The following is a 19697-nucleotide window of genomic DNA, read 5'->3' as shown; positions in this document are numbered from 1 at the left end:
CCATGCCGTGCCAATTGAGGTGGTGTCATGGAGATGCCGAAGACGTGTGGCGGTGCTTGGCGAACTTAACTGGAAAGGCTCGAGAATGAAGTATGAAGTGAACTTAGAGGTTTAAACGATGACCGAAACTCAACTGGAACGGCTCAAAGATGTCATTCAAGACTGCAATCTGAACTTTCTGCTGGGTTCCGGCCTCTCAATGCCCTATATCCGCACGTTGGGCAATATCGAAACACTCCTCACAGAAGTCGATAAGTCATCTTTGCCAGCCGCAGAAGCACAAGTAGTACGCTGTTCGCTGTATAAGCTCTACTTTGACCAGGTGATGCTTCGCAACAGGTCGATTCTGGATAAAGATGCGGCAGCGGAACCAGTTCAAGCCGCATATAGTGGCCTTCTCCGCACTCTCAACACGATCCTGCAACGTCGCAAGAGCTCGCTGTTGGGTAAGGAGATCAATCTGTTTACCACGAACGTAGATATCTTTTTGGAGCGTAGCCTCGAAGAAATCGGGCTTGAGTTTAACGACGGATTCAATGGTCGTTTCAGGCCCCGATTTAGCCTGAGCAATTTCAATAAGTCACGGTCGAAACGAAGCCTCCACTTTGATAATGTCTCTGAGATTCCTGTCTTCAATCTGATCAAGTTGCACGGTTCAGTGACATGGCACTTAGAAGACGACCGCACCATGACCTTTTCCGCAACGCTGGATAAGGTAGGAACGACCGCCGCGATTCAGATCCCCGATGGAAGTTTGGTCAAGGTGGCCGATGATGCCAAGTTCGACGATCTGGCGACTGCAGCTAAGAGTCTCAAGGTCACAAAACAGATGGAAGCGTTCATCACGGCCTACGAAGATCTTCTGGTCGTGAATCCATCGAAGGAAAAGTTCAAGCACACGCTGCTCAATCAAACCTATTACGAACTATTGCGTATCTTCTCGAATGAACTTGAGAAGGACAACTCCGTATTGTTCGTGATGGGTTTTTCATTTGCAGATGAGCACATCCGCGAAATCACATTGCGGGCGGCCAATTCCAATCCGACGCTGCTGGTGTACGTCTTCGCTCACAGCACGGAGTCTGCCGCCGCGATTCGTTCCCAACTTGGAACGGACATCAAGAACGCGAACATCAACATCATTGCACCCAACGCGGGCCCAAATGGTGACGATGAGAATTATGACCTTGTGACCATCAATCGTGTGATTTTCCAACGGATGTTCCCGGACGAGACGAGCAACTTGCCGGCTACACCCGCGAAGGATTCGTGATGATCGAGACGAACCCCACGCTCGAAGATTCCATCTTTCGTATCGGCAAGGTTATCTCCGTCGATGGGAGGCTTGTCCGGGTCAAGGTTGACAAGACGAAGAACACCTCTCACTTGCTATACAAGGGAGAGTTGCTACGAAACATCTCGGTGGGCGGCTATATCAAGATCGTTAAAGGGTTCACGACGATTATCGGAAAGGTCGAGGGAGAGTTCGTCCAAGAAGACAAGGTCTTCGTGAAGTCGGAGTACGGCAGCGAGCGCGAGCGAGTGAGCCGCACCCTCAACGTGAGCTTGCTCGGATTCTTTAAGAGCAACAAGTTCGTTCGCGGCATCAAGGAGATGCCACTGATCGACAACGAATGTTTCCTTCTGCATGTTGAAGAGTTCAGCCAAGTCCATAACTTCATCACACCCGGAGACCAACCAATCACGTTAGGCCGCTTGGCATTTGAACGGGGTCAGGACATTCAGGTTGGAATCAATGGACTATTTGCCAGTCACATCGGCATCTTCGGCAATACCGGCAGTGGCAAGTCATATACGCTTGCAAAGATTTATCGCGAACTGTTTGCTCGATACAAAGATTCACCGAACTTCCAGAAACGCGCGCGGTTCCTGCTAATCGACTTCAACGGCGAGTATGTCAGTGAGGACGATAACGTGATCGTGGAAAAGGAACACAAGCATGTCTTCAAGCTCTCCACACGCGATGATGATGGCGACAGACTGCCGGTGCCTCGGGAGACCATCGACGATGCTAAGTTTTGGGTAGTTTTTCTGGAAGCTACGGAGAAAACGCAAGCACCGTTTCTGACCCGCTCTGTCGAAAGCAAGTTCTTGCAGAAAAAGGTGCAGGATGCGGCCCTTCTCCGCAGCTATATCGCCGACACGATCTATGCTGCGACTATCGCGAATGATCGCAATCTCGAAAAAGGCACGATTCTAAACTTCTTGGAAGAACTCACAGAGTGCTTTCCCAACAATGAAAGCCTGAGGACACTGATTCTAGATTATCGTGATAATTTGCAGTTCAACGGAACAACCCGGAACTACTACTACGATGATGGAAACTTTTCCTGCTACAGCAACCAAGATCCGTTCAAGATCGAGGTTGTGTACGACAAGGTCAATGCGCTCGCGTTAGATATTGATGCCCTCACACCGATTGACCAGGTACGACTACGCATTGTCCTTCGCTACTACGACGAGATTGTGAAGGGTTTCTCAAATCGAGAGCATCTCGCGCCCTTGCTGAAAAGGATGGATCGTAGAATCGATGATTTGAAGCGCGTAATTTGCCTGCAGGAAGAAACTCCGGTCGAAGCGGCGGCAAAAAATCTGAGAGTCATCTCTCTCAAGGATGTAAATGTTCAGATTCGTAAAGTTCTGCCGCTACTCATTTGCAAGCAGCTCTATGACGACAAGAAGAATGAAAATGATCCTCGATGCTATCTCAACCTTATTGTGGATGAGGCGCATAACATCCTGTCGGAATCGTCGGAGCGGGAAAGCGAGCAGTGGAAGGACTATCGCCTGGAGGTGTTCGAGGAAATCATTAAGGAGGGACGCAAGTTCGGCACATTCTTAACTATTGCGAGCCAACGGCCTTCCGACATCTCAGCGACCATCATTTCTCAACTCCACAACTACTTTCTGCACAGGTTGATTAACAATCAGGACATCAAAGCGGTCGAGAGAACGGTCTCATATCTTGATAAGGTATCGTTCGAATCGCTTCCCATCCTGCCAACCGGGACGTGTGTCTTTGCGGGACTGATCGCAAGCGTTCCGGTCGTAGTTGATATCGGAGCAATCGTCGAAAAGTACGAGCCCAAAAACAAAACGATGACCTTGATTGATCAGTGGGAACCTGGCCCAGTGTCGTCGCCGGAAACGACTTAGGAAATTTGAAGGGCGTTGGACGGTCCCGATGTTGCCGAGATTGCCTCGGAGCTGGGGCACATCGCGCTTGGTTGATAGCTGAAGTGGAAGGAAAGCGCTCTACATCTGAAAGCCCGTGCCCTGATCCGTTCCGAATTGTTGTCCCACTTGGAGCGCGGAGGATTTCGCCAAGTCATGTGACAGCTTTCCGATGAGGGACGTGGCGTTATCGGTGAAGATGTGCGCGTCGTGCGAGCCGCGTGACACGGCGACGTATGCGAACCGTTGATTTATCAGGTCGGCGTTAATGTTGCTATCGAGATTCACTATGACCCGCTCTGCTGTGAGCCCTTGGGAGTTATGGCTTGTGACGGCGTAACCGTGATCGTAGTGCCTCATCTGATTTGGGTCGAAGCTCACTGATTTTCCGTTGTCCATCTTCACAGTGAGCTGGTCTTTGTCAATTTGCTGCACGGTGCCAAGGTCACGATTGGCGACGCCGAGTTCTTTGGACGGAGCCGTAAAGGTAAGCCTGTCGCCCAACGCAAACTCTCGTTCCAACTCCCGATAGACGTTTACGCCATAGAGCCGGGCGGGATTGTAGGAGACGGTTTCGCCGTCGCCCTTCTGCACGGTGAGCATGTTGTCTTGAGGTTGGGTCGCAATCACTTTGGTATAGCTTTGCTTCTCGATGCCGATGTCCTGGCTGCCGCGCGGATAGTAAAGTACGTCCCCGACGGAATAGCGAGCGGCCCACGTCCGGTCAGCGCCGGTCATGTCGGAACGGGGCGCGAGCACACGCATCGGATGATCTTCTGTAGCGACGGTGCCGAGAGCCTGCAGCTCGGAACGCACCGCCTGATTGATCTGCCGACGCGAGGCGTTGTCAGGGGACACAACGATGGTGTTTTCCGGGCTGGCCGCGTAGCTCTTTGCAATCGCCGCGATGCGCTGCTGCGCGTCGCCAATCTCGGTGACACGGCCCTGCTGTTCCAAGAGAGTTACACCCTCGGCGATCTCACCACGCGAAAGATGCTCGACTACTTTGAGCAGTTCGGGGGCATTCCTCTGGCGCACGATCTGGTCCACTTGCGAGGTCTTCATTCCGGCGTTGACCAACTGCTCGAATGGCTTGCCGGCCTCGACGCCCTGATGCTGACGCGTGTCTCCGATAAGTAATACACGGTCACCGGGCTCCAGCTTGGCGAGGAAGTCCCGCACCTGTTTCGTGCTGGCGAGACTGGATTCATCGACCATGTACAGGTGCCGCTCTGGAGCGGGTTGGCGGACACGCGCGAGGAAACCTTGCAAGGTGTCGGCGGAGATTCCGGCATCGCGAAGCTGATTCGCGGCACGGGATGTCGGAGCAAAACCCTCGACGACATAGCCGCGCTTCTCAGCGGCTTCACGGACCGATTTTAGAAGGGTCGTTTTACCGACGCCAGCCCTCCCCTCCAACCCCTGCACAACATCGCGCGATGTCAGAATTTCTTCTGCGGCGGTCTTCTGTCCCGCGTTGAGGACCTGCTGCTTTTCGGTGTGGGCGACGGCGGCCTGGATAGACATAATCTGTTCGGCGCGTCCCTGTCCCTGTTGCATCTTACGAAGCATTTCCCGCTCGGCACGGATGGTCTCGGCGGTCGTGAACTGTCGCCCGGAGTCATGCTTCTGTCCCGGTACAAGCTGGAACTCCCCGCTGGCGATGCGTGCCTCGAACCCAGCCCGAACCTCGGCGTAGGTGGTCTCACTCATGCCGCGCCGTAACGCATCGCGGTAGAGGTCGCGTTCGTCCGTGACAGCTTCGCGCTCAAAGCTCCGGTCACGAGCATAGGTGACGGCCTGCCGTGCGACCTGCCGCGTATCTTCCCGGTTGAGGTCGGGCGAGCGTCTCTCGGCGCGTCCACGCGCTTCTGCCACAACTCTGTCGGCCTGATTCCCGAACTCCGCGGCGATTTGCCGGTGTGCGGCCAATACCTCAGCGGGCGAGTGAATCTCTTTGCGGTCACGGGTGGAGTGTGCGGCGATCTGCGCAGCCTCCGGCCCCTGATACCCGCTCTTCTCCAGATACTCGCGTATCTGCTGGCTGCGGGGACTGGAAGCGTCAAGATATTCCTGTGAGTAGCCTTTTACCTCCGGTGCGCCGCTGCGACCAGTCTCGATTTCATAGCCGAGATTTCGGAGGCGATACGTCAATTCCGACTGATATACGGCGGTCGCAAACTGCTGCGAGGCGAACAGGCCGCGCTCCTGCAAGGCGCGTGTCTGCCCGTTCTCCCGTTCCGTAACATTAAAGATGACGGTATGGGTGTGGAGTTGCGGCGCAGCATAGCCATCCACAGGACGGGCGGTGTCATGCTCGAACTTGGCGGCGATGAATGCGCCGGTCGTTTCGGCGGGGCTGTTGCCGCCGATGCGGGCTTGTGTGTAACGCTCCAACCCATTCAACGCGACGTTCACGGCCTGCCGATGGGCGTCCCGGACACGGTCATCGCCCCCGACCAGAGCGGTAAGCGACACCGACTTGGGCGCTGAAAAGGTAGCGTCCCAACCGGCGCGATGCTCGACTGGTGCCACGGCTTTCCCATCCGCCCCCTCATATTCCTGAACGATGCGATGACGCACAAGCTGCTCGCCGGTGATGGGGTGTTGGCCGTCCGCCAGCCGAGCAAAGTGTTCCTGATTGACGCCTCCGGCAACGCCGAACTCGTCGGCCAGCTTGCCATGCCATTCTCCTAACGTCCGGTCGTCCTGCTTCCAGTAATTCTGCTCGGCGGACGTGAACTCTTTGGCGTGATAGGTCTGCGCCTGCGATGCCGACAACGGTTTTGAGATGGTGAGCATGGTCAGTCACCCAAGGAGAATCCGGTTTCGATTGGGTCATCTGCGGCAGTGTCGGAGACACCTGCATCGGTCGTCGGCGCAGACCTCGTCGGCTTCTTTGTGAGCGTGATCGGCTCGAATGTAAGGTCGTCATCTTCGAGCGAACGCGGTACGAATGCCGGCTGGGTCGCGGGGATATTCCAGTAGTCGAAGGCGAAGCGGGAGACGTGGTTTCCGAGCTTTATGAAGGCGTGCCGGTCGGGCAAGCCGGCAACTTCCGAGTCCAGAACCAAAGGCTCGACCTGGCGCTCAAGACTGAAGTTGTTGCCCGCACGGAGGCCGGTGGAATGTGTCTCGCGTAGACGTTCGATCTCGATTTTGCCGATGGCGTTCGATACCCACTCAGCAGCCTTGGGCTCCGTTGTACGCAGGAAAATCTTGGTCGTCGGCTGCGACAACATAACCTCGGCCAAGTGGCCGTAGATCATTTCAAGCTGGGCCTTGCCCTGGAAGCCAAGCACCAAAGGGTTCTTCGATTTCCGGTTCTCGGTGATGGCGGTGTGGAGCTGCGGCAATCGCTGCAAGCTGGCCAGCTCGTCCAGCACAAACCACACCGGATGCTGGCTCTCTTTCGGCTCGTTCAACAGGCGCAACACAAGCAGGTCGATCCAGAGGCTGTGCAGCGGCCGCAAGGCTTCCCGTTCGCTGGGTTTCGAGGTAATGAAGATCCAACCCTTGCGTTCTTCCGCCCACTCCGTTGCACTCCATCGGGCGTGTGCCGTCTCTTTCTTCGGGAGCATCCGCAGGCTGTCCGCAATCAAGCCAAGCGATGCCAGGACACCGTTGCGCTGCTGCTGCGCGCCTTTGGCAATCATCATGGCCATTTCTGTGTTCTGGACGCGACGGTCGATCTCGTCTGGGTTCGCCATCCACTCGACCAACTCCTGCGGACTGGGGCCAAAGGTGAGGAGATGAGCAAAGATTTTCTGCGGCGTCTCCGTGAAAAACTCGCCCTTCTTGTCCGTCGTCGGTTGATAGAGCGAAGCGGCAATGGCCTTCGCCTCGGCGCGGCGGCGTAGCTCTTCGGACGGCCCCCAATAGGGGCAACGGGCATCCAAAGGGTTCAAAATGGTGTCGTTCTTGGGGTCGTAAAATCGCTGAACGAATTCACAAGCGGGGTCGTACACGATAGCGGAGTGACCGCGCTCTCTGATTTGCACGAGGAGCTGCATGATGAGCCGGGTCTTACCCGTTCCGGTATCGCCCATCAGTTCGATGTGCTGGCCCTCGGCACGCTGCGGAATACGCATGAGGTCTTTGGATTCGGTGGTTCGGAAACCAACTCCGTCACCTTTGATGGCCCGATTGAATGCCTTGGGCGAGACCATGACGGGGCCTTTCAACAGGCGTCCGTACTTCATCTCTTTCAGTCTGCGGACATCCTTGTGGACTGTGAATGGAAGCTGCAAAAGGAACACCACCAGCCCGGACCACAGCGGTACACGAAAGATCGCAAGGAAGCTGTCGCCGGCATAGACGAAACGCCGCAGATACATGTGGAGGTGGCGATTTTGGTAGTTGACCTTTGCCCCGCGATAGAGGTAAACGACTCCCGAAGAGTGGGCGGCTTGCGAGAGCGCGAGCGGGATAGGCTTGCCTACTGGCTGCGGCGTGAAGCCGGGCTGTACATCGGCTTCGGTGACAGGCCGGCTGTGTTGCTGGCGGTCGGCCACCGTGACGAGCTGATACTCACTGCTCTGCCTCATGGTGCCGAGAAAGCCAGTTTCGAGGTAGCACGGAACGTAGTATCGCTGGAGCGGACTCATCGCGAACGCGAAGTGAAGATAGATGCAGAGCACGGTGACGAAGAGCGAAATGAAGACGGCTCCGAAGCTGTACACGGGATAGTGAGGCGGGCGGACGATGGTCTCTTTGCGTCCCCATTTTGTGTCGGTCATGGTTGTTCCGTAGCCCCTTCTGCGTAGCTGGCGAGCATATCCGCTGCTGCTCTGCGCTTGTTGGTTTTCACGTACCGAAGCATCTCCTTGAACTGTTCCGGCGTCATCTTGTCGCCCCGCAGAAGCGGCTCCAGAGTGTTGATAAGAAGGAGCCGGAGTGCCTGGACTTCCGCGAAGAGTGCGCTTTCGTCTCTGAGCGGGGTGCCTCTGGCTGCCGACAGGAGTACATCGCGTGACCATTCGCGTAGGTTCATCCCTCGGTCTGAGGCGACGCGGAGCAACGTCTTTTCTTCTGTTTTGGTAAAGCGAGTAGCTATGCTCTGGCTGCGGGTCTCACGGCCCTTAATCCTCTGGAGACGCGCGTGAAGTCCAAGTGTTTCTGTAGGCATAGTCACCTCTCAAGGCACGGTCTAAGTACGGTTGCTAATGGAAATGCAGGAAATTGCGTATGACGGCAACCTCGTTGTTTTCTGCATGGTTCCCAATGGAACCAATCGGGTTCCAAACGCAACCCTAGTAGGGATGGAGTGTCAATCTTCTTCCGGCGCAAAGCGCCGCTGTGGCCCTGCCACAGATGTAGGAGCGGGATCATGCTTTCGATCCCGCCGCTGATGCAGGTGTCTGTGCCGTCGATGATGCTGAGGAAACGGGCTTCTTCGTGCTCGACTCGGCAGCATCATTGGCATTGCCGCGACGAACGCGGAGCGTTGGCGTAATCCGCTGCGCTTCCGGCGACTTCAAGAACTCTTGAAAGTCGCGGTCTTTGGAGAACACATAGGCGACTGCTTGCTCAACGACTTCGTCAGCAGAAGCCCTGATGAAAGAAGCGTACTGATCGATCTGATTGGCGGTGGAATCGGTGAGCCGAATAGAGGCGCTTACGTGGCGGGTTTGTGTGACTTCAAGCAACGGCATTTGTGTTCTCCTTTGGGGTTGGAATTAGGCGATCTTTCTGCGAGCGACCAGCCGCTGTGCGGTGGCCGCAATCTCCCGCGCACGAGCGGAGCAAAGTGCGGTGGGAAGCTCGAAACGACGACGCTCCGAAAGCACCGTGATTACGTCGTCAATCGGAGCGCCTTCAAGGAGCCATTGACGGGCGGATGCCACGTCAACAGTCCGCTGGGCGTAATAGAGGGGGTTAGGCTTATCCGAGCGGCGCGAAGCCAGCTCATGCGTCAGCTTGCCGGCATCTTTGCCTTGCGCAAGCTCATGGCAAACCCATGCCCAATCTGCTTCTGAGTGGCTGTCCTTCCGTGATCCGATAGCCCGCGCAGTTCCGCGAAGCTGCAGTGCGGCATCCGTCATGTCATTCGGCAACTGAAAGTCCGACGGATGTGCAAGGGCGTTGGAAGGATATTCGACCGTGACGGTGTGAGCGGGAGAATACTTCCGATTCACGAAGCCGGGGATGCGAAGCACCCGGTTGCAGTCGGTGCAGGCAGGATCGCCGCCGAAGACAGTGGCGAGCTGCTTGAGAGTGATCTCCTGCAACTCGAAGTCGAATCCTTCAACGCGCCAGAAGACCTGGTACTTGCCGGGCGAAGTGGAGAGGATTGCGGAGGCCGAAGGCACCGCATCCGATGCACGCAGCGCAGCGAGTCGGGCATCGCCGTCCTCGTCGATGTCGAGATAGACATGACGGACGGAAGCGATGGAGTCTTTTGTGCGCTTCCGGCTGCCAGAGCGAAGCGGATTGGCAGCCACATAGATGTTCGCGCCGTTACGGTTCTCATGCGCGAGCCAGCCGAGATAACGAGGCGCAAGTGCCTGCTCAAGCATCACGACACGCTGTTGCGTTTTAGCCGGAATCACCGTGCGCAGCAGGAGAGCGATGGTGGAACCCGGAGCGAAGCAACGGGCGAGAAAGTCTTTGGCGATTTCGTTCATCGAATCCCTCCGTGCGGTATTGCTTTGTGAGCGCGATACCAAGGCCTAGCAGTCGAAGAAGTCCGGTCTGTGCCGGACTCCCAAAGCCATGAGGACCATCCCTAGAAGGGGATGTCCTCGTCAGTCGTCACCGGCTCCGACTCAAGCTCTTCCGGGGTAGCCTTCTCGGCCCGGTCCAGCTTGAGGATCGAAGTCACCCGAAGGCTGTCGCTGCGTACCGGCTTCTTCGCCTTCTTCGGGGTGTACTCTGTGTGGCGAATTTCACCCTCGACCTGGATGTGAGCGCCCTTCTTGAGCGTGGCTGCGAACTCGCTGAACTTGCCGAAGACGATGCAGCGATGCCATTCGGTATGCGAGACGTATTCGCCGGTTTCTTTGCTCTTGTACGAGAGCTTGGTGGCAATGGAAAACGTGGTGAAGTTCTGGTTGTTCTTGCCGGTGCGTACTTCCGCGTCGCTACCGAGGAAGCCCATAAGGATTGCTCTGTTCAGGTACATGGTGGTGATCTCCGTTTCGTTGTATTTCCCGTATCCTGCTCGGGTCACACTAGGCGAAGCCAAGCGAGTGCCCCGCCTCCCAAGGCCGAAGCTCTGCATTTACGGTGGGTCCGGCGAAGCTGGAAACCGTAACCCGCAGGGCCGCGTAGCGGAAGCAGAAGAGCGAGCTTGCCGCAGGGCGGCGGATAGGCCCGAAGCGTGACCCCGTGCAGAGGACGGGATACGAACCGGATGACACCCCGCTGAACCAAGAAAATCTCCACGCTTCCCGCGACCGTAAGCCCGGCTGAACACCACGCCAACGGTCAGAGCCTCCACCTCAGCAGAGCAACGGCTTGAGCACCCCGAATAGCATCTGCACAGCACGTCGAAAACTGCGCGATTAGCCATGTTGGGCGTGTTCAGAGACGAGTTGGGGTACACGGCTACAGAAGCCGTAGAAAGAAGCATGGAAGTAACCTCAGTTCGGAGTGGATTCGTTAGCTGAAAGCCCGCGCATCAGGCGTCGGAGGCACGATAGACCTCCTCGGTGACGAAGGACTGTTCCGCATGGCTGTAACCGGAGACGGTGACGAGTTCCCGGACTCTGCGGCGGCCCATGGGATCGCGCTCGCAATGCAATACGAAGTCCACGGCTTTGCCGGTCTGCGACCGGACGAAAGACTGATTCAAGTTCGTTCTTGCACTGAGAGCCATGTCTGCAAGTCTGTCCAGTGCATCGACGGCGGAATCCGCGTGCAATGTGGAGAGCGTTCCGCCGTGCCCGGTGTTCATTGCCTGCAGCAAGTCGTATCCGCATTCGTCGCGGATTTCACCCATGATGATGCGGTCGGGTCGGTGGCGTAGAGCTGCTGCCACCAACTGGCTCGGTGTGATGGCGACTTGGCCTGGGATCGCGGCGACAGCCTCCCAGCGAACTGCGTTCGGATGGGCTACTTTCAGTTCGGCCGGTTGCTCTATCACGACGAGTCGTTCATGCATTGGAACATGGTCAAGCAGCGCCTTCATCAACGTGGACTTGCCCGACCCGGTTCCACCGCTGATAATGCCGTTCTTGCGCTTCAGGATGAGGTTCACGACATCATCGCGAATTAGCGAAGGCAAACTACCACTGGCGACCAGCTCATCGCTGGTAAACCAACGATTGAATTTGCGGACGGTAAGCGTGGGGCCATTGATCGACGAAGGAGAGCCAACCACGGCCACACGAGAGCCGTCCGGCATACGTGTATTCAGGATGGGGTTTTGCTGTGTAAGGTCTTGCCCCAGGATGCGGGCCACCCGCTCAATGGCGGCCTGCAGGCGGTCATTCGTGTAAGGAGCGGAGAGCGGGATCTGCTCCACTAAGCCACCCTTATCTGCGAACACTCCCATGGTCCCGTTAATCATCAAGTCGGAGATAGACGGGTCGAGCAACAGCGTCCGCAGCTCGTCGGGAAAGAACGGAAGTATCAGCTCAAAGCTCATCGCGCAGCTCCGGTCGTCGGCTGGGCGGAGGCGTTTGGATTCCCGCCCACAGCGCCAGGCGAAACGATGTCCACGGAGACTCGATTTTCGTGGAACTCCGTGATGGTTAAACCGAGCGGATTGATGAACTCGTATTGCGGATAAATCTTAGCCTGATCGCTGACCTGCTTTGGGTTCAGGTAGTACGTCACAGACAGCAGCCAATGCTCCGTCCGGGGCTGGTGTGATGTCTGTTCCGAATAGAGTTTGTCGAGTGTGAGAAGTGCCGTCCCACGCGCTACAAGCGTTCCTTGGACGGTCTCCTCCGACATGGAGGTGATCGTGACATTCCGCACCTGAACGTCGCCCGATTCGATTTGGCCGCCAGTTACTTGAGAGACGAGATGAGTCTGATTGTCAGACGCCATCAACTGTGCGGCGAGCGGCTGCGAAAGAAAGTAGTAGTTCAGCGCGTACTTCTTCGCAATAACCTCGCGATTGATGGTGAAACGGTAATTCGCCCAATCGGTCAGATAGGTGCGAACCTCACCCTCGCGCGGACTGTAGTTGAGGTCCGTGTACTGAATCGCCTGGGCGCGCCCCATCTCGTCAATGCGAATATACCTATTGGCGATGGGCCGGTGGGCCAAAGAGAAGTTCAACCAGGACGACCCGCAGAGGAGAACCGTTCCACAACCGATGATGAAGCGGTAGGCTTTGCGCTCCGAGTAGTGAGACGCATAGACCTCGTTGCCGATCCGGTCGGTAAGCAAAGCGTGCTCGGGTGATAGCGCAGTTTCAATGTGAGCTGTGTGTGCTGACATGGTGCGTGTTGTTCCTTTCCGATACGGCTTGGAGAACGACATAGACGTAGATAAGACCAGCGATGAAGCAGCCGAATAGTAGGGCCATGACCACCATTCGGACGGGCCGGGATCTACGAACGGCTCTTGCGGAGAAGAATGCTAACAAGAAGTTCCACATGGTCAGGCACCGGCCTTTGCTACGAGCGCTGTAATCCCTGCGGCGGCTTGCATTGGAGCAGATGTCAATCCTGCTGCCCCGCCGAAGATCGCTTGCGTCATGCTCGGAATGAACAACATATTGATGATGAACGCGACGAAAACCATTAAGCAAGGAATCAAATTCGCGATCCACATATCCATCGAATAGTTGCCATTGAAGGTCTGCTGGAGGAAGCCATTCAGGAATCCAGCCCAGACGTAAATGAATGCCGCGGCGACCGCCCGGATCATCGCAAAGCTAATCAGGATATCCAGGAAGTGAAAGAACTTCGCCTTGAAGGTCTGCGTCATGAGGAGCGGTACGAAGACGGGACCGAATAGAGCGGTCACACCGTACAAGATGAAGGCGCTGCAGTTGATGACAAACAAGATCGCGGAAGCGAGTCCAAGCATGAGCTGGACGAGGATGTAGCAAAGGATCTGAACTGGCGCTGTGAAGGACGGCATAGAAGTGCCGTCGCCTGCCGTTTTGATGAGCTGTAGAAGCTGGTCGAGTGAATTCTGATCGAAGACGGCGACCATCGCCTGGGCGATGTAGGAAAAGAAGTGATTGATGCCGAAACTCGCGCCGGGGAACGGGTTGACCCAATAGTTGATGAGCAGGCTGCAAATGATGAGCTTCATCAGAAAGTTCACCATTTCGCCAGCACGCACGGGGTGTGTATGAAAGCGCAGCGTCATCGCACTGGTATTCCAGTTCACAATCATGCTGACCAGCTTGAAGAACGCAATGGCGCTCAGCTCTGCTACCCCCAACTGCGTCAAAGCGCCGCCATTCTGCGTGGTGAGATTCGTCAGGTTGTTGGTGAACTGATACAGCCAATTCATACCTGCGCTGGCGGTCGGCATTGCTTGTGCGAGAACGGCGATGCTCATAACAGTCTCCCGAGAGGATTAAGGGATGTAGCTCTTCCAGGTTTGTCCTTCGTTACCGGCAGCAGAGTTATGACGGTTCTTATCCGCCTCGACCTTCTTGCGGAACGCTTCATCTTCCTGCTTCCGTCGCTCGGCATCGCGTTGCTGCTGTTCAAGGATCGCTGCGGCCTTCGCGGTCTCGTGGCGTTGGTAAATGGCGGCGCTGGCGATGACGCCTAGCGCCGCAAGGATTGCAATCAACAATTTCGTGTTGAGAAGTTTCAGCATGGATTCTCTCAGGGCAAGTAGGTCTGCCAGGTATTGCTCTCGTTCGCCGCGCTCACGTCGTTTGTAGAGCGTTGCTGTTGCACAAAAGCAGCCGTGTTGAGGTCGGTCGCAGCGGCATTGCGACGTTCCATGTTGCCGACAGCCATCTGCGAAGCGAGGCAAGCCTGCATCGCACCCTGGTTCTGCATCTCGCTCAACTTCTGCACCTCGGCAGCGTTGAGTAGATTGAGTTGTTGAACCTCGCTGTTGGTCGTACTCGTGCCGTCAAGCTGGTTGGCTGTCAGGCTGCTATTCGCCGCTGTGTCCTGGGTTCTTGCCGCACGATAGGACCCGACGGCTGTAATGCAATCGGGAGAGATGGAGTCCGACATCTCGACCATCGCAAGCTGCGACATCTGAGCGCTTCCAAGCTGCTGTCCCTGGAGGTAGCTCGTGACGTTGGAACTCATCGGGGTTGTGGCCGTCTTCCACGCGGTGCTGGAAGCCGATGCCGAATTGGAGTTGAACGCAATCGTCATGCCGCCTGTCTCACCGAACATATTGGCGACGTTCACGTTCTTCAGAGCATTCAGTGTGGTTTGCCACTGCTGCTTGACGGAGAAATGCTCGATGTTGTTCTTGAGCATGTTGTATTGCGACTCGATGGTGGTGAGCTGCGAGACAAGGCTTGCATAGCTCGTCGGATCGAAGACGATATCGCCGATTCCGAAGAGAGCGAAGCTCGGCGTCGCGGTGAGGAGTAGAAGCCCGCCTCCGATAAGCCATCTGCGCCGTTTTGTGATGTTCAGTTTCATGGAGCGCTCCAGAGCGTTTCAGAAACAACGTGGATACGTCGGATCAAGCCGGTCCAGGGAGATGTTGTGGACGCCGCTGATGAGGTTTCCGACAAACTCAAGCGAAGATTCACTCGCACGCGCCAGTAAAGGAAGGCCACCCAATCCGACGAACAGGGTTCCTCCTAAGCACACTGTGGCTCCGGCGGTGAGTAGATAGCGCGTGTGAGTGAGAATCATGCTGCCTCCTTTCAGAGAGTGGGATCTACGCGATGTTGGGCGTAAGACGGAATAAGGATGTCCCTCCCGATATAGACACGAGCGCGAGAGCCTTCCTTGAGCGTGATAACGGGCAAGCGGTTAAGGAAGTGATTCAGCACTTGCTCGCCTTCGGCGGCGGACTGTTCAGAGATGCCGTTTCGGATTTCGGTGGAGGGCGTAAAAACGCTCCCGTTGTTCCCAATCTGCGCGAGTCCACCCAAACCACCAATCGCGGCGGCTGCGCCAAAGGCAAGCAGGTATCCGTGATCGACCTTTGTAGCGAGACCTGTTGTGCCGATTTGATCGAGACCGAGGTATTTGTCGAAGTCGAGAGAAAAGCCATCCGGGCATACGGCGCGATGGAAGGTCACGAACATCTTGCGCTGCTGCGCGTTGCCGACGCTCTGCACGCTTCCAATTAGGCGTGTGCCCTGCGGCATGAGAAGTTGCTGGTGATCGTGTGAGTAGTAATCCGTCGTCAGCATGACGAGGATCGGTCCTGCAAGGCCCCCATCGACGTGATTGGTGACAACGCCTTCCAGCACGGTTCCCTCGAAGACTCTGTAGAGCTGCCCCTGATACTGGTCGAACGGGTAGCCGGACATCGGATCGGTCTTTGTCGTACCGTCCTTGGGGGCTGGCTTGGCGATAACCTCTTCGCCGCTCGCCTTCGCAACGTCCTCCTCTTTAGCACCCTGGACGGCAACCGGCTGGGCGGCGTTCGTTGCATGAGAGAAGTCGATGGCGACCGTATCGCTATTGAGCGCATCTTGCTTCTGCTTTTCGATGGCGAGCCGCCGCTGCTTCGCCTCGGCTTGGGCTTCGGAGACGTTGGAGGTATGTTGTGGCGCGTTCAAGCTTTCTCCGTAGATGGACGCACGCTGCGCAGGCGTCATCGGGGGCGTATTGGCTGCCTCGGGGCCAGGTACACCCTGATCCTGTTGAAGCTGCTGCATCGCGGCGGCCAGTTCCTGCTGGCGCTGCCGTTCTTCGGCATCGTGGCGTGCCTGTTGTTGCTGCTGTGTCTGGAAGCTCGACACCTGCTGAGCATTCGGGGTCGTCGGGCTCATCGTCAAAACACTCTGTGGCGCGGAACGCTTGTTCCCGCTGAGCAGACTGGAGATGTTCGCTATGCCAACCAACGCAACAATCACGACAAGCGCAATCACGACAGGCATACTCTTGCGCAGCGGAGGCTTTGACTCAGGCTGGTCGGGGACGGTAGCGGGGATGTTCTCGTTCTGATCGGCCATGACTACTTCACCTCCGCGTCACGGTGAAAATCCACGCGCTGCTTGCCGATGGCGAGATAACCGGCGTCAACCTGCTTGGGCACCGTGTAGAGGCCATTGGCGAAGTCGAAGTTGATGAGGCTTGGCTTCTTGTCCTTCACCTCGTAAAGGGCGGGCGTCTCCTGGAAGTGGCCGCGAAGATAGGTGAACTTGTCGTCCCTCCAAATCTGCTGCAATCCAAATTCTTTGCCCTTCTTCTCATCCCAGGTGTAGTCAAAGTGGAGCGAGCCGGGATACTGGCTGCGATAGGCTTCTTCCTTGCCTTGCTCGGCTTTCAGGGTGGCGGCCTGTGCAGCCTGCGCAGCGGCGGCGTCCTGTTTTGCCTTCTCCAGCTCGGCGGCCGGCACGAACACAGGCAGTTGCGTCAGCTTCTCTTTGGCGGCCTTGTCGCCCGGCTCGATGAGGATCTTCGAGTCATAGTGCGCGTCGGCATCGGCTGAGATTTCGCGAAGCTCCAAGGTGTATTCGTTCCCGTGGTCGGACACGATATGAATATCCGTCGACGTGCCAGCGGTCTTCGGCTTCACGCTGATAAAGCGGCTCGCCACGTGACCGCCATCAAACACCCAATCAACCGTATCGCCAGCGAAGACGTTTGCAACCTTCTCCTCGGCGGGCAAGACAATCAGCGTCGATTGCAGAAGCCCTGCACGAACCACAGGGGGAGCCTGCGACTCTATGACTGTGACTGACCGTTGCGCGCTTGGCCGGAGAGGATGCTCTGGACCTGAAGCGACGGCAGATAATCCTCCGTGGAAGAAACCGAGGGCGACGGCAATGGGAATAAGGGGCTTCATGGTTCGTGTCCTTTCGTTTCGGTTACGCGGTCTCACCTTGAGCAAAGCGAGCAATGCCCTCGGAGAGTCCATATTTGGCGATGAGCTTGGAGCGCCGAACACGATCCTTCGGCTTAGTGGAAAACGCAGCATAGCTGCGATTGTCGAGATTCAAGCGAACGACCTTCGTTAGACCATCACGGCGGATGTACAGCGCCTCGCGACTTTGAAGACTCTCGAAGAGCGCGAGCTGCTGGTCGTTCATCTTGAACAGCTCTGCATAGCGCTTCCGATTGAAGGTCGCATCGGGCAGGAACAGGAATGATGTGCAGGAGTTCACGATGCTGTCGGCATTCGCTCCCAGGTCCTCGGCGGACTGGCCGATCATGGTCACGCCGCCAAGGTTCTTGCGGACGGTCTTGATCGAAGCCAGTGCCGCATCCAAAAGCTGCTTGTTCTTCATGGAAGAGAAGAGCTCTTCAATCAGGATGTGCTTTGGCACACCGAGATTGGCGGGGTTGTACAGAACGTCGTTGATGCGCCGCAGGAGCCACACCATCAACGGCTCAATCAGGTCTGCATACTGCGAATTATTGACTCCCTGGAAGTCGAAGCACTGGACTCGCGAGAGCGAAAGGCTGTCTTCTAAGTTGTCGAAGATGGCGCTATAGATGCCTTTGCCAATCCACTTCGACAGATACCGGTCGAGCCTCTTCGGGAGGTAAAGATTCGCAAGTCTGCGATTGGAGGGATCAAGCAGGTAGATATCCTGCACGGCCTTATGCACTACATCGTCGTCTTCGGGCTCCAGCTCCGCGCCGCCGTTCGTGAGCAGGAGCTTGATGAAGCTGTAGAGAAACTGGATGTTGCTTTCGGTGGGCTCCAGCGTAAACGGGTTCACGCGCGGGCCGTCTTTGCCGATGCGATCGACGCGCCCTCCGTACAGCTCTACAACGCTCTCATAGCTGCCGCCGATATCAAAGATGTAGGTGAAGCCGCCGTACTTTTGCTCATGAGCAATCGTGGCGTTGCCCATCACGGATTTACCTGAGCCCGTGGGTCCGAGGATGAGCTGCACGCGGACGCCCTCAACATAGACATCCTGAAAAAACGGTGTCCGGGTGCGCGTCTCGAAGATGTTGAGATATTCGGCGTCAAGGTCTTCGGAGTGCGCGTGGCCGAGACTCGGAGCGTAGATCGAAGACAAGCGCGCATGGTGATCCTCGCCTAGCCACATCGGAAAGACATTGAACTTCCCGTTACCGGGAAACATGGCATAGAACGCCGAGAGATTGCCAAGCGTCTCTTCCATGATCTGAGCCCGTGCTTCGACGAAGACGCGATGCACAGCCGGAGAGATGGAGTGAAGCTCCGCCTGGCTGCGTGCTGCGATAAGCAGCCGAAGAGAAAACTCACCTTGCGCCTTCTTGTCCAGAGAGCGGATGACATCGCTCAGATCGTCCACGGCGTTGTTCGCGGCCTTCGCTCCGGCTCCGGTATCCAGTGAGGCCGTGTCTTTCCCGGCCATCACACGAGACAGCACGCCAACTTTGAAGAAGCTGATGAACTTCTCCTGCTGGTCGATCTCTCTACGTGCCGTCGCTGATGACTTCGGTCTCCATGTGGAGCAAAGGATGCTGTCGCAATTAAGCGTCAGCAAGTCTGAAAAGAGGCAGGGCCGCGAAGCCTCGGGTGTGGTTTTGAGGGAGTACATCTGCACGAACCGTTTGCCGATGCGCAGATGATCGCTCTCCCACGAGACGGGACTCTGTACAACCTGTCGGTCAACGCCTGTGTCATCTCGCAGCTCGCCGGCTTCGACCCAATCTTCAAGATTGAACAGATAGCTCAAGAAACGGAACACATCCTGTTTGCCAAGCAGCTCCAATCCGACGGAACTGCTGAGGTTCCCGGCAAGGAGCATGGCAGTCTTCTGCAATTCGGCAAGTAGCCGTGAAGTTTGGGCTGCGTTCTCTTGCGGCTTCTTCTCAAATGCCTTGACCTGCGACGGCTCGATGGTCAAGCACCAGTGGAGGTCGATTCTTCTGAACGCTGCACTCGACTCAAGGAAGTGGAGTCGTTCCTCGACGAACACTTGCGTAACTGGATTGGAATAGTTGCTCTGACGTGGTAGGGGAAATCCAGCGCGCACCCGTGTGTACTGATAGAGAGCCGCGCCTTCGGGTAGGCCACGCAAGCTGCCCTCGATCATGCGAAGCTGGGACTCAAGCTCCTGGTCGGTGAGCCCTTCCTCATCAACGCCGGAAAGTCGGAAGAAGCATCCATAACCGCCACCCTTGAGAGCGAAGATGTTGTCACCGACAAAGCGGGCAATCGGCACAATGCTGCATGCTGCTCCAGCTTTGGCGTACCACGGAACGTTTTTGAGTTGTTCACTGTTTGCGCGGGTCATAGTAGCTCTTTTGGTTGAGGCTGAGGCCATACAGTTGAAACATCTTTGGGTGTTTGCGGATGATGAGCCACGCGGCGGTAGCGAGCGTGGGAAAGGCCATCATCGCCAGCAGACGAAAGCCGACGAGGAAAACCGCAACGCAGACGAATGAGATCGCCATCCATGCTGTAAGATCGAGTCCAAGTTTGGCTCTCGGTCGATTCAGCGCTTGATTGATCGGTTGCGGTTCTCCCCGGCGAGCCATAGTCGA

The 19697-nt window shown here is 56.5% G+C and carries 19 protein-coding genes; 2 read left to right on the top strand and 17 right to left on the bottom strand.

Annotated features, from left to right (window positions below; translation table 11 throughout):
* The first annotated feature begins 118 nt into the window (after positions 1–118).
* The gene (locus H7846_RS12610) at positions 119–1273 is read left to right on the top strand and encodes an SIR2 family protein (RefSeq protein WP_186692523.1); all 1155 of its coding nucleotides are present in this window, start codon (positions 119–121) and stop codon (positions 1271–1273) included.
* Positions 1273–3177: an ATP-binding protein gene (locus H7846_RS12605; RefSeq protein WP_186692522.1), complete on the top strand. Its 1905-nt coding sequence runs from the start codon at positions 1273–1275 to the stop codon at positions 3175–3177. Before H7846_RS12610 ends, H7846_RS12605 begins: the two co-directional genes overlap by 1 nt.
* Positions 3178–3276: 99 nt before the next feature.
* On the opposite strand, the gene mobF is transcribed toward H7846_RS12605, so the two are convergent.
* The 17 genes from mobF to H7846_RS12520 form a co-directional block, all read right to left on the bottom strand.
* A complete protein-coding gene (mobF, locus tag H7846_RS12600; protein WP_186692521.1) occupies positions 3277–5997 on the bottom strand; it encodes a MobF family relaxase in 2721 nt (906 codons plus the stop codon).
* A gap of 2 nt (positions 5998–5999) precedes the next feature.
* A complete protein-coding gene (locus H7846_RS12595; RefSeq protein WP_186692520.1) occupies positions 6000–7934 on the bottom strand; it encodes a type IV secretion system DNA-binding domain-containing protein in 1935 nt (644 codons plus the stop codon).
* Positions 7931–8323, bottom strand: a complete 393-nt coding sequence (locus tag H7846_RS12590) for a hypothetical protein (protein ID WP_186692519.1) — start codon at positions 8321–8323, stop codon at positions 7931–7933. Before H7846_RS12590 ends, H7846_RS12595 begins: the two co-directional genes overlap by 4 nt.
* A 199-nt stretch (positions 8324–8522) precedes the next feature.
* Positions 8523–8849: a hypothetical protein gene (locus H7846_RS12585; RefSeq protein ID WP_186692517.1), complete on the bottom strand. Its 327-nt coding sequence runs from the start codon at positions 8847–8849 to the stop codon at positions 8523–8525.
* A gap of 24 nt (positions 8850–8873) precedes the next feature.
* The gene (locus H7846_RS12580; RefSeq protein ID WP_186692516.1) at positions 8874–9821 is read right to left on the bottom strand and encodes a RepB family DNA primase; all 948 of its coding nucleotides are present in this window, start codon (positions 9819–9821) and stop codon (positions 8874–8876) included.
* Between the two features lie 101 nt (positions 9822–9922).
* Positions 9923–10381: a single-stranded DNA-binding protein gene (locus H7846_RS12575; RefSeq protein WP_255460613.1), complete on the bottom strand. Its 459-nt coding sequence runs from the start codon at positions 10379–10381 to the stop codon at positions 9923–9925.
* Positions 10368–10556: a hypothetical protein gene (locus H7846_RS12570; RefSeq protein WP_186692515.1), complete on the bottom strand. Its 189-nt coding sequence runs from the start codon at positions 10554–10556 to the stop codon at positions 10368–10370. Before H7846_RS12570 ends, H7846_RS12575 begins: the two co-directional genes overlap by 14 nt.
* Before the next feature lie 260 nt (positions 10557–10816).
* Positions 10817–11785 (bottom strand): CpaF family protein, encoded by a 969-nt coding sequence (locus tag H7846_RS12565; RefSeq protein WP_186692514.1) that lies wholly within the window; start codon positions 11783–11785, stop codon positions 10817–10819.
* Positions 11782–12588 carry a VirB8/TrbF family protein gene (locus H7846_RS12560; RefSeq protein ID WP_186692513.1) on the bottom strand — a complete coding sequence of 269 codons (807 nt, stop codon included), beginning with the start codon at positions 12586–12588 and terminating at the stop codon, positions 11782–11784. Before H7846_RS12560 ends, H7846_RS12565 begins: the two co-directional genes overlap by 4 nt.
* Before the next feature lie 162 nt (positions 12589–12750).
* Complete coding sequence (locus H7846_RS12555; protein WP_186692512.1) at positions 12751–13665, bottom strand: type IV secretion system protein; 915 nt, start codon at positions 13663–13665, stop codon at positions 12751–12753.
* A gap of 18 nt (positions 13666–13683) precedes the next feature.
* Positions 13684–13932: a hypothetical protein gene (locus tag H7846_RS12550; RefSeq protein ID WP_186692511.1), complete on the bottom strand. Its 249-nt coding sequence runs from the start codon at positions 13930–13932 to the stop codon at positions 13684–13686.
* 8 nt (positions 13933–13940) lie between these two features.
* Positions 13941–14726, bottom strand: coding sequence for a hypothetical protein (locus H7846_RS12545; protein WP_186692510.1), 786 nt, complete (start codon positions 14724–14726; stop codon positions 13941–13943).
* Between the two features lie 18 nt (positions 14727–14744).
* The gene (locus H7846_RS12540) at positions 14745–14945 is read right to left on the bottom strand and encodes a hypothetical protein (RefSeq protein ID WP_186692509.1); all 201 of its coding nucleotides are present in this window, start codon (positions 14943–14945) and stop codon (positions 14745–14747) included.
* 11 nt (positions 14946–14956) lie between these two features.
* Complete coding sequence (locus H7846_RS12535) at positions 14957–16219, bottom strand: TrbI/VirB10 family protein (RefSeq protein WP_186692507.1); 1263 nt, start codon at positions 16217–16219, stop codon at positions 14957–14959.
* Positions 16220–16221: 2 nt separating this feature from the next.
* The gene (locus H7846_RS12530; protein ID WP_186692505.1) at positions 16222–17055 is read right to left on the bottom strand and encodes a TrbG/VirB9 family P-type conjugative transfer protein; all 834 of its coding nucleotides are present in this window, start codon (positions 17053–17055) and stop codon (positions 16222–16224) included.
* Positions 17056–17077: 22 nt separating this feature from the next.
* Complete coding sequence (locus H7846_RS12525; protein ID WP_186692503.1) at positions 17078–19447, bottom strand: VirB4 family type IV secretion system protein; 2370 nt, start codon at positions 19445–19447, stop codon at positions 17078–17080.
* The gene (locus tag H7846_RS12520; protein ID WP_186692501.1) at positions 19428–19691 is read right to left on the bottom strand and encodes a VirB3 family type IV secretion system protein; all 264 of its coding nucleotides are present in this window, start codon (positions 19689–19691) and stop codon (positions 19428–19430) included. Before H7846_RS12520 ends, H7846_RS12525 begins: the two co-directional genes overlap by 20 nt.
* Between the last annotated feature and the right edge of the window lie 6 nt (positions 19692–19697).

Source organism: Edaphobacter sp. 4G125, from assembly GCF_014274685.1.
Taxonomy (GTDB): domain Bacteria; phylum Acidobacteriota; class Terriglobia; order Terriglobales; family Acidobacteriaceae; genus Edaphobacter.
This window is presented reverse-complemented; position numbering and strand designations above follow the sequence as displayed.

Bases quoted from the DNA above. Each gene is read 5' to 3' on its own strand.
- H7846_RS12605 (WP_186692522.1), top strand. From the start codon at position 1,273: ATGATCGAGACGAACCCCACGCTCGAAGATTCCATCTTTCGTATCGGC.
- H7846_RS12595 (WP_186692520.1), bottom strand. From the start codon at position 7,934: ATGACCGACACAAAATGGGGACGCAAAGAGACCATCGTCCGCCCGCCT.
- H7846_RS12560 (WP_186692513.1), bottom strand. From the start codon at position 12,588: ATGTCAGCACACACAGCTCACATTGAAACTGCGCTATCACCCGAGCAC.
- H7846_RS12585 (WP_186692517.1), bottom strand. From the start codon at position 8,849: ATGCCGTTGCTTGAAGTCACACAAACCCGCCACGTAAGCGCCTCTATT.
- H7846_RS12610 (WP_186692523.1), top strand. From the start codon at position 119: ATGACCGAAACTCAACTGGAACGGCTCAAAGATGTCATTCAAGACTGC.
- H7846_RS12530 (WP_186692505.1), bottom strand. From the start codon at position 17,055: ATGAAGCCCCTTATTCCCATTGCCGTCGCCCTCGGTTTCTTCCACGGA.
- H7846_RS12545 (WP_186692510.1), bottom strand. From the start codon at position 14,726: ATGAAACTGAACATCACAAAACGGCGCAGATGGCTTATCGGAGGCGGG.
- H7846_RS12555 (WP_186692512.1), bottom strand. From the start codon at position 13,665: ATGAGCATCGCCGTTCTCGCACAAGCAATGCCGACCGCCAGCGCAGGT.
- H7846_RS12550 (WP_186692511.1), bottom strand. From the start codon at position 13,932: ATGCTGAAACTTCTCAACACGAAATTGTTGATTGCAATCCTTGCGGCG.
- H7846_RS12590 (WP_186692519.1), bottom strand. From the start codon at position 8,323: ATGCCTACAGAAACACTTGGACTTCACGCGCGTCTCCAGAGGATTAAG.
- mobF (WP_186692521.1), bottom strand. From the start codon at position 5,997: ATGCTCACCATCTCAAAACCGTTGTCGGCATCGCAGGCGCAGACCTAT.
- H7846_RS12540 (WP_186692509.1), bottom strand. From the start codon at position 14,945: ATGATTCTCACTCACACGCGCTATCTACTCACCGCCGGAGCCACAGTG.
- H7846_RS12525 (WP_186692503.1), bottom strand. From the start codon at position 19,447: ATGACCCGCGCAAACAGTGAACAACTCAAAAACGTTCCGTGGTACGCC.
- H7846_RS12520 (WP_186692501.1), bottom strand. From the start codon at position 19,691: ATGGCTCGCCGGGGAGAACCGCAACCGATCAATCAAGCGCTGAATCGA.
- H7846_RS12565 (WP_186692514.1), bottom strand. From the start codon at position 11,785: ATGAGCTTTGAGCTGATACTTCCGTTCTTTCCCGACGAGCTGCGGACG.
- H7846_RS12580 (WP_186692516.1), bottom strand. From the start codon at position 9,821: ATGAACGAAATCGCCAAAGACTTTCTCGCCCGTTGCTTCGCTCCGGGT.
- H7846_RS12535 (WP_186692507.1), bottom strand. From the start codon at position 16,219: ATGGCCGATCAGAACGAGAACATCCCCGCTACCGTCCCCGACCAGCCT.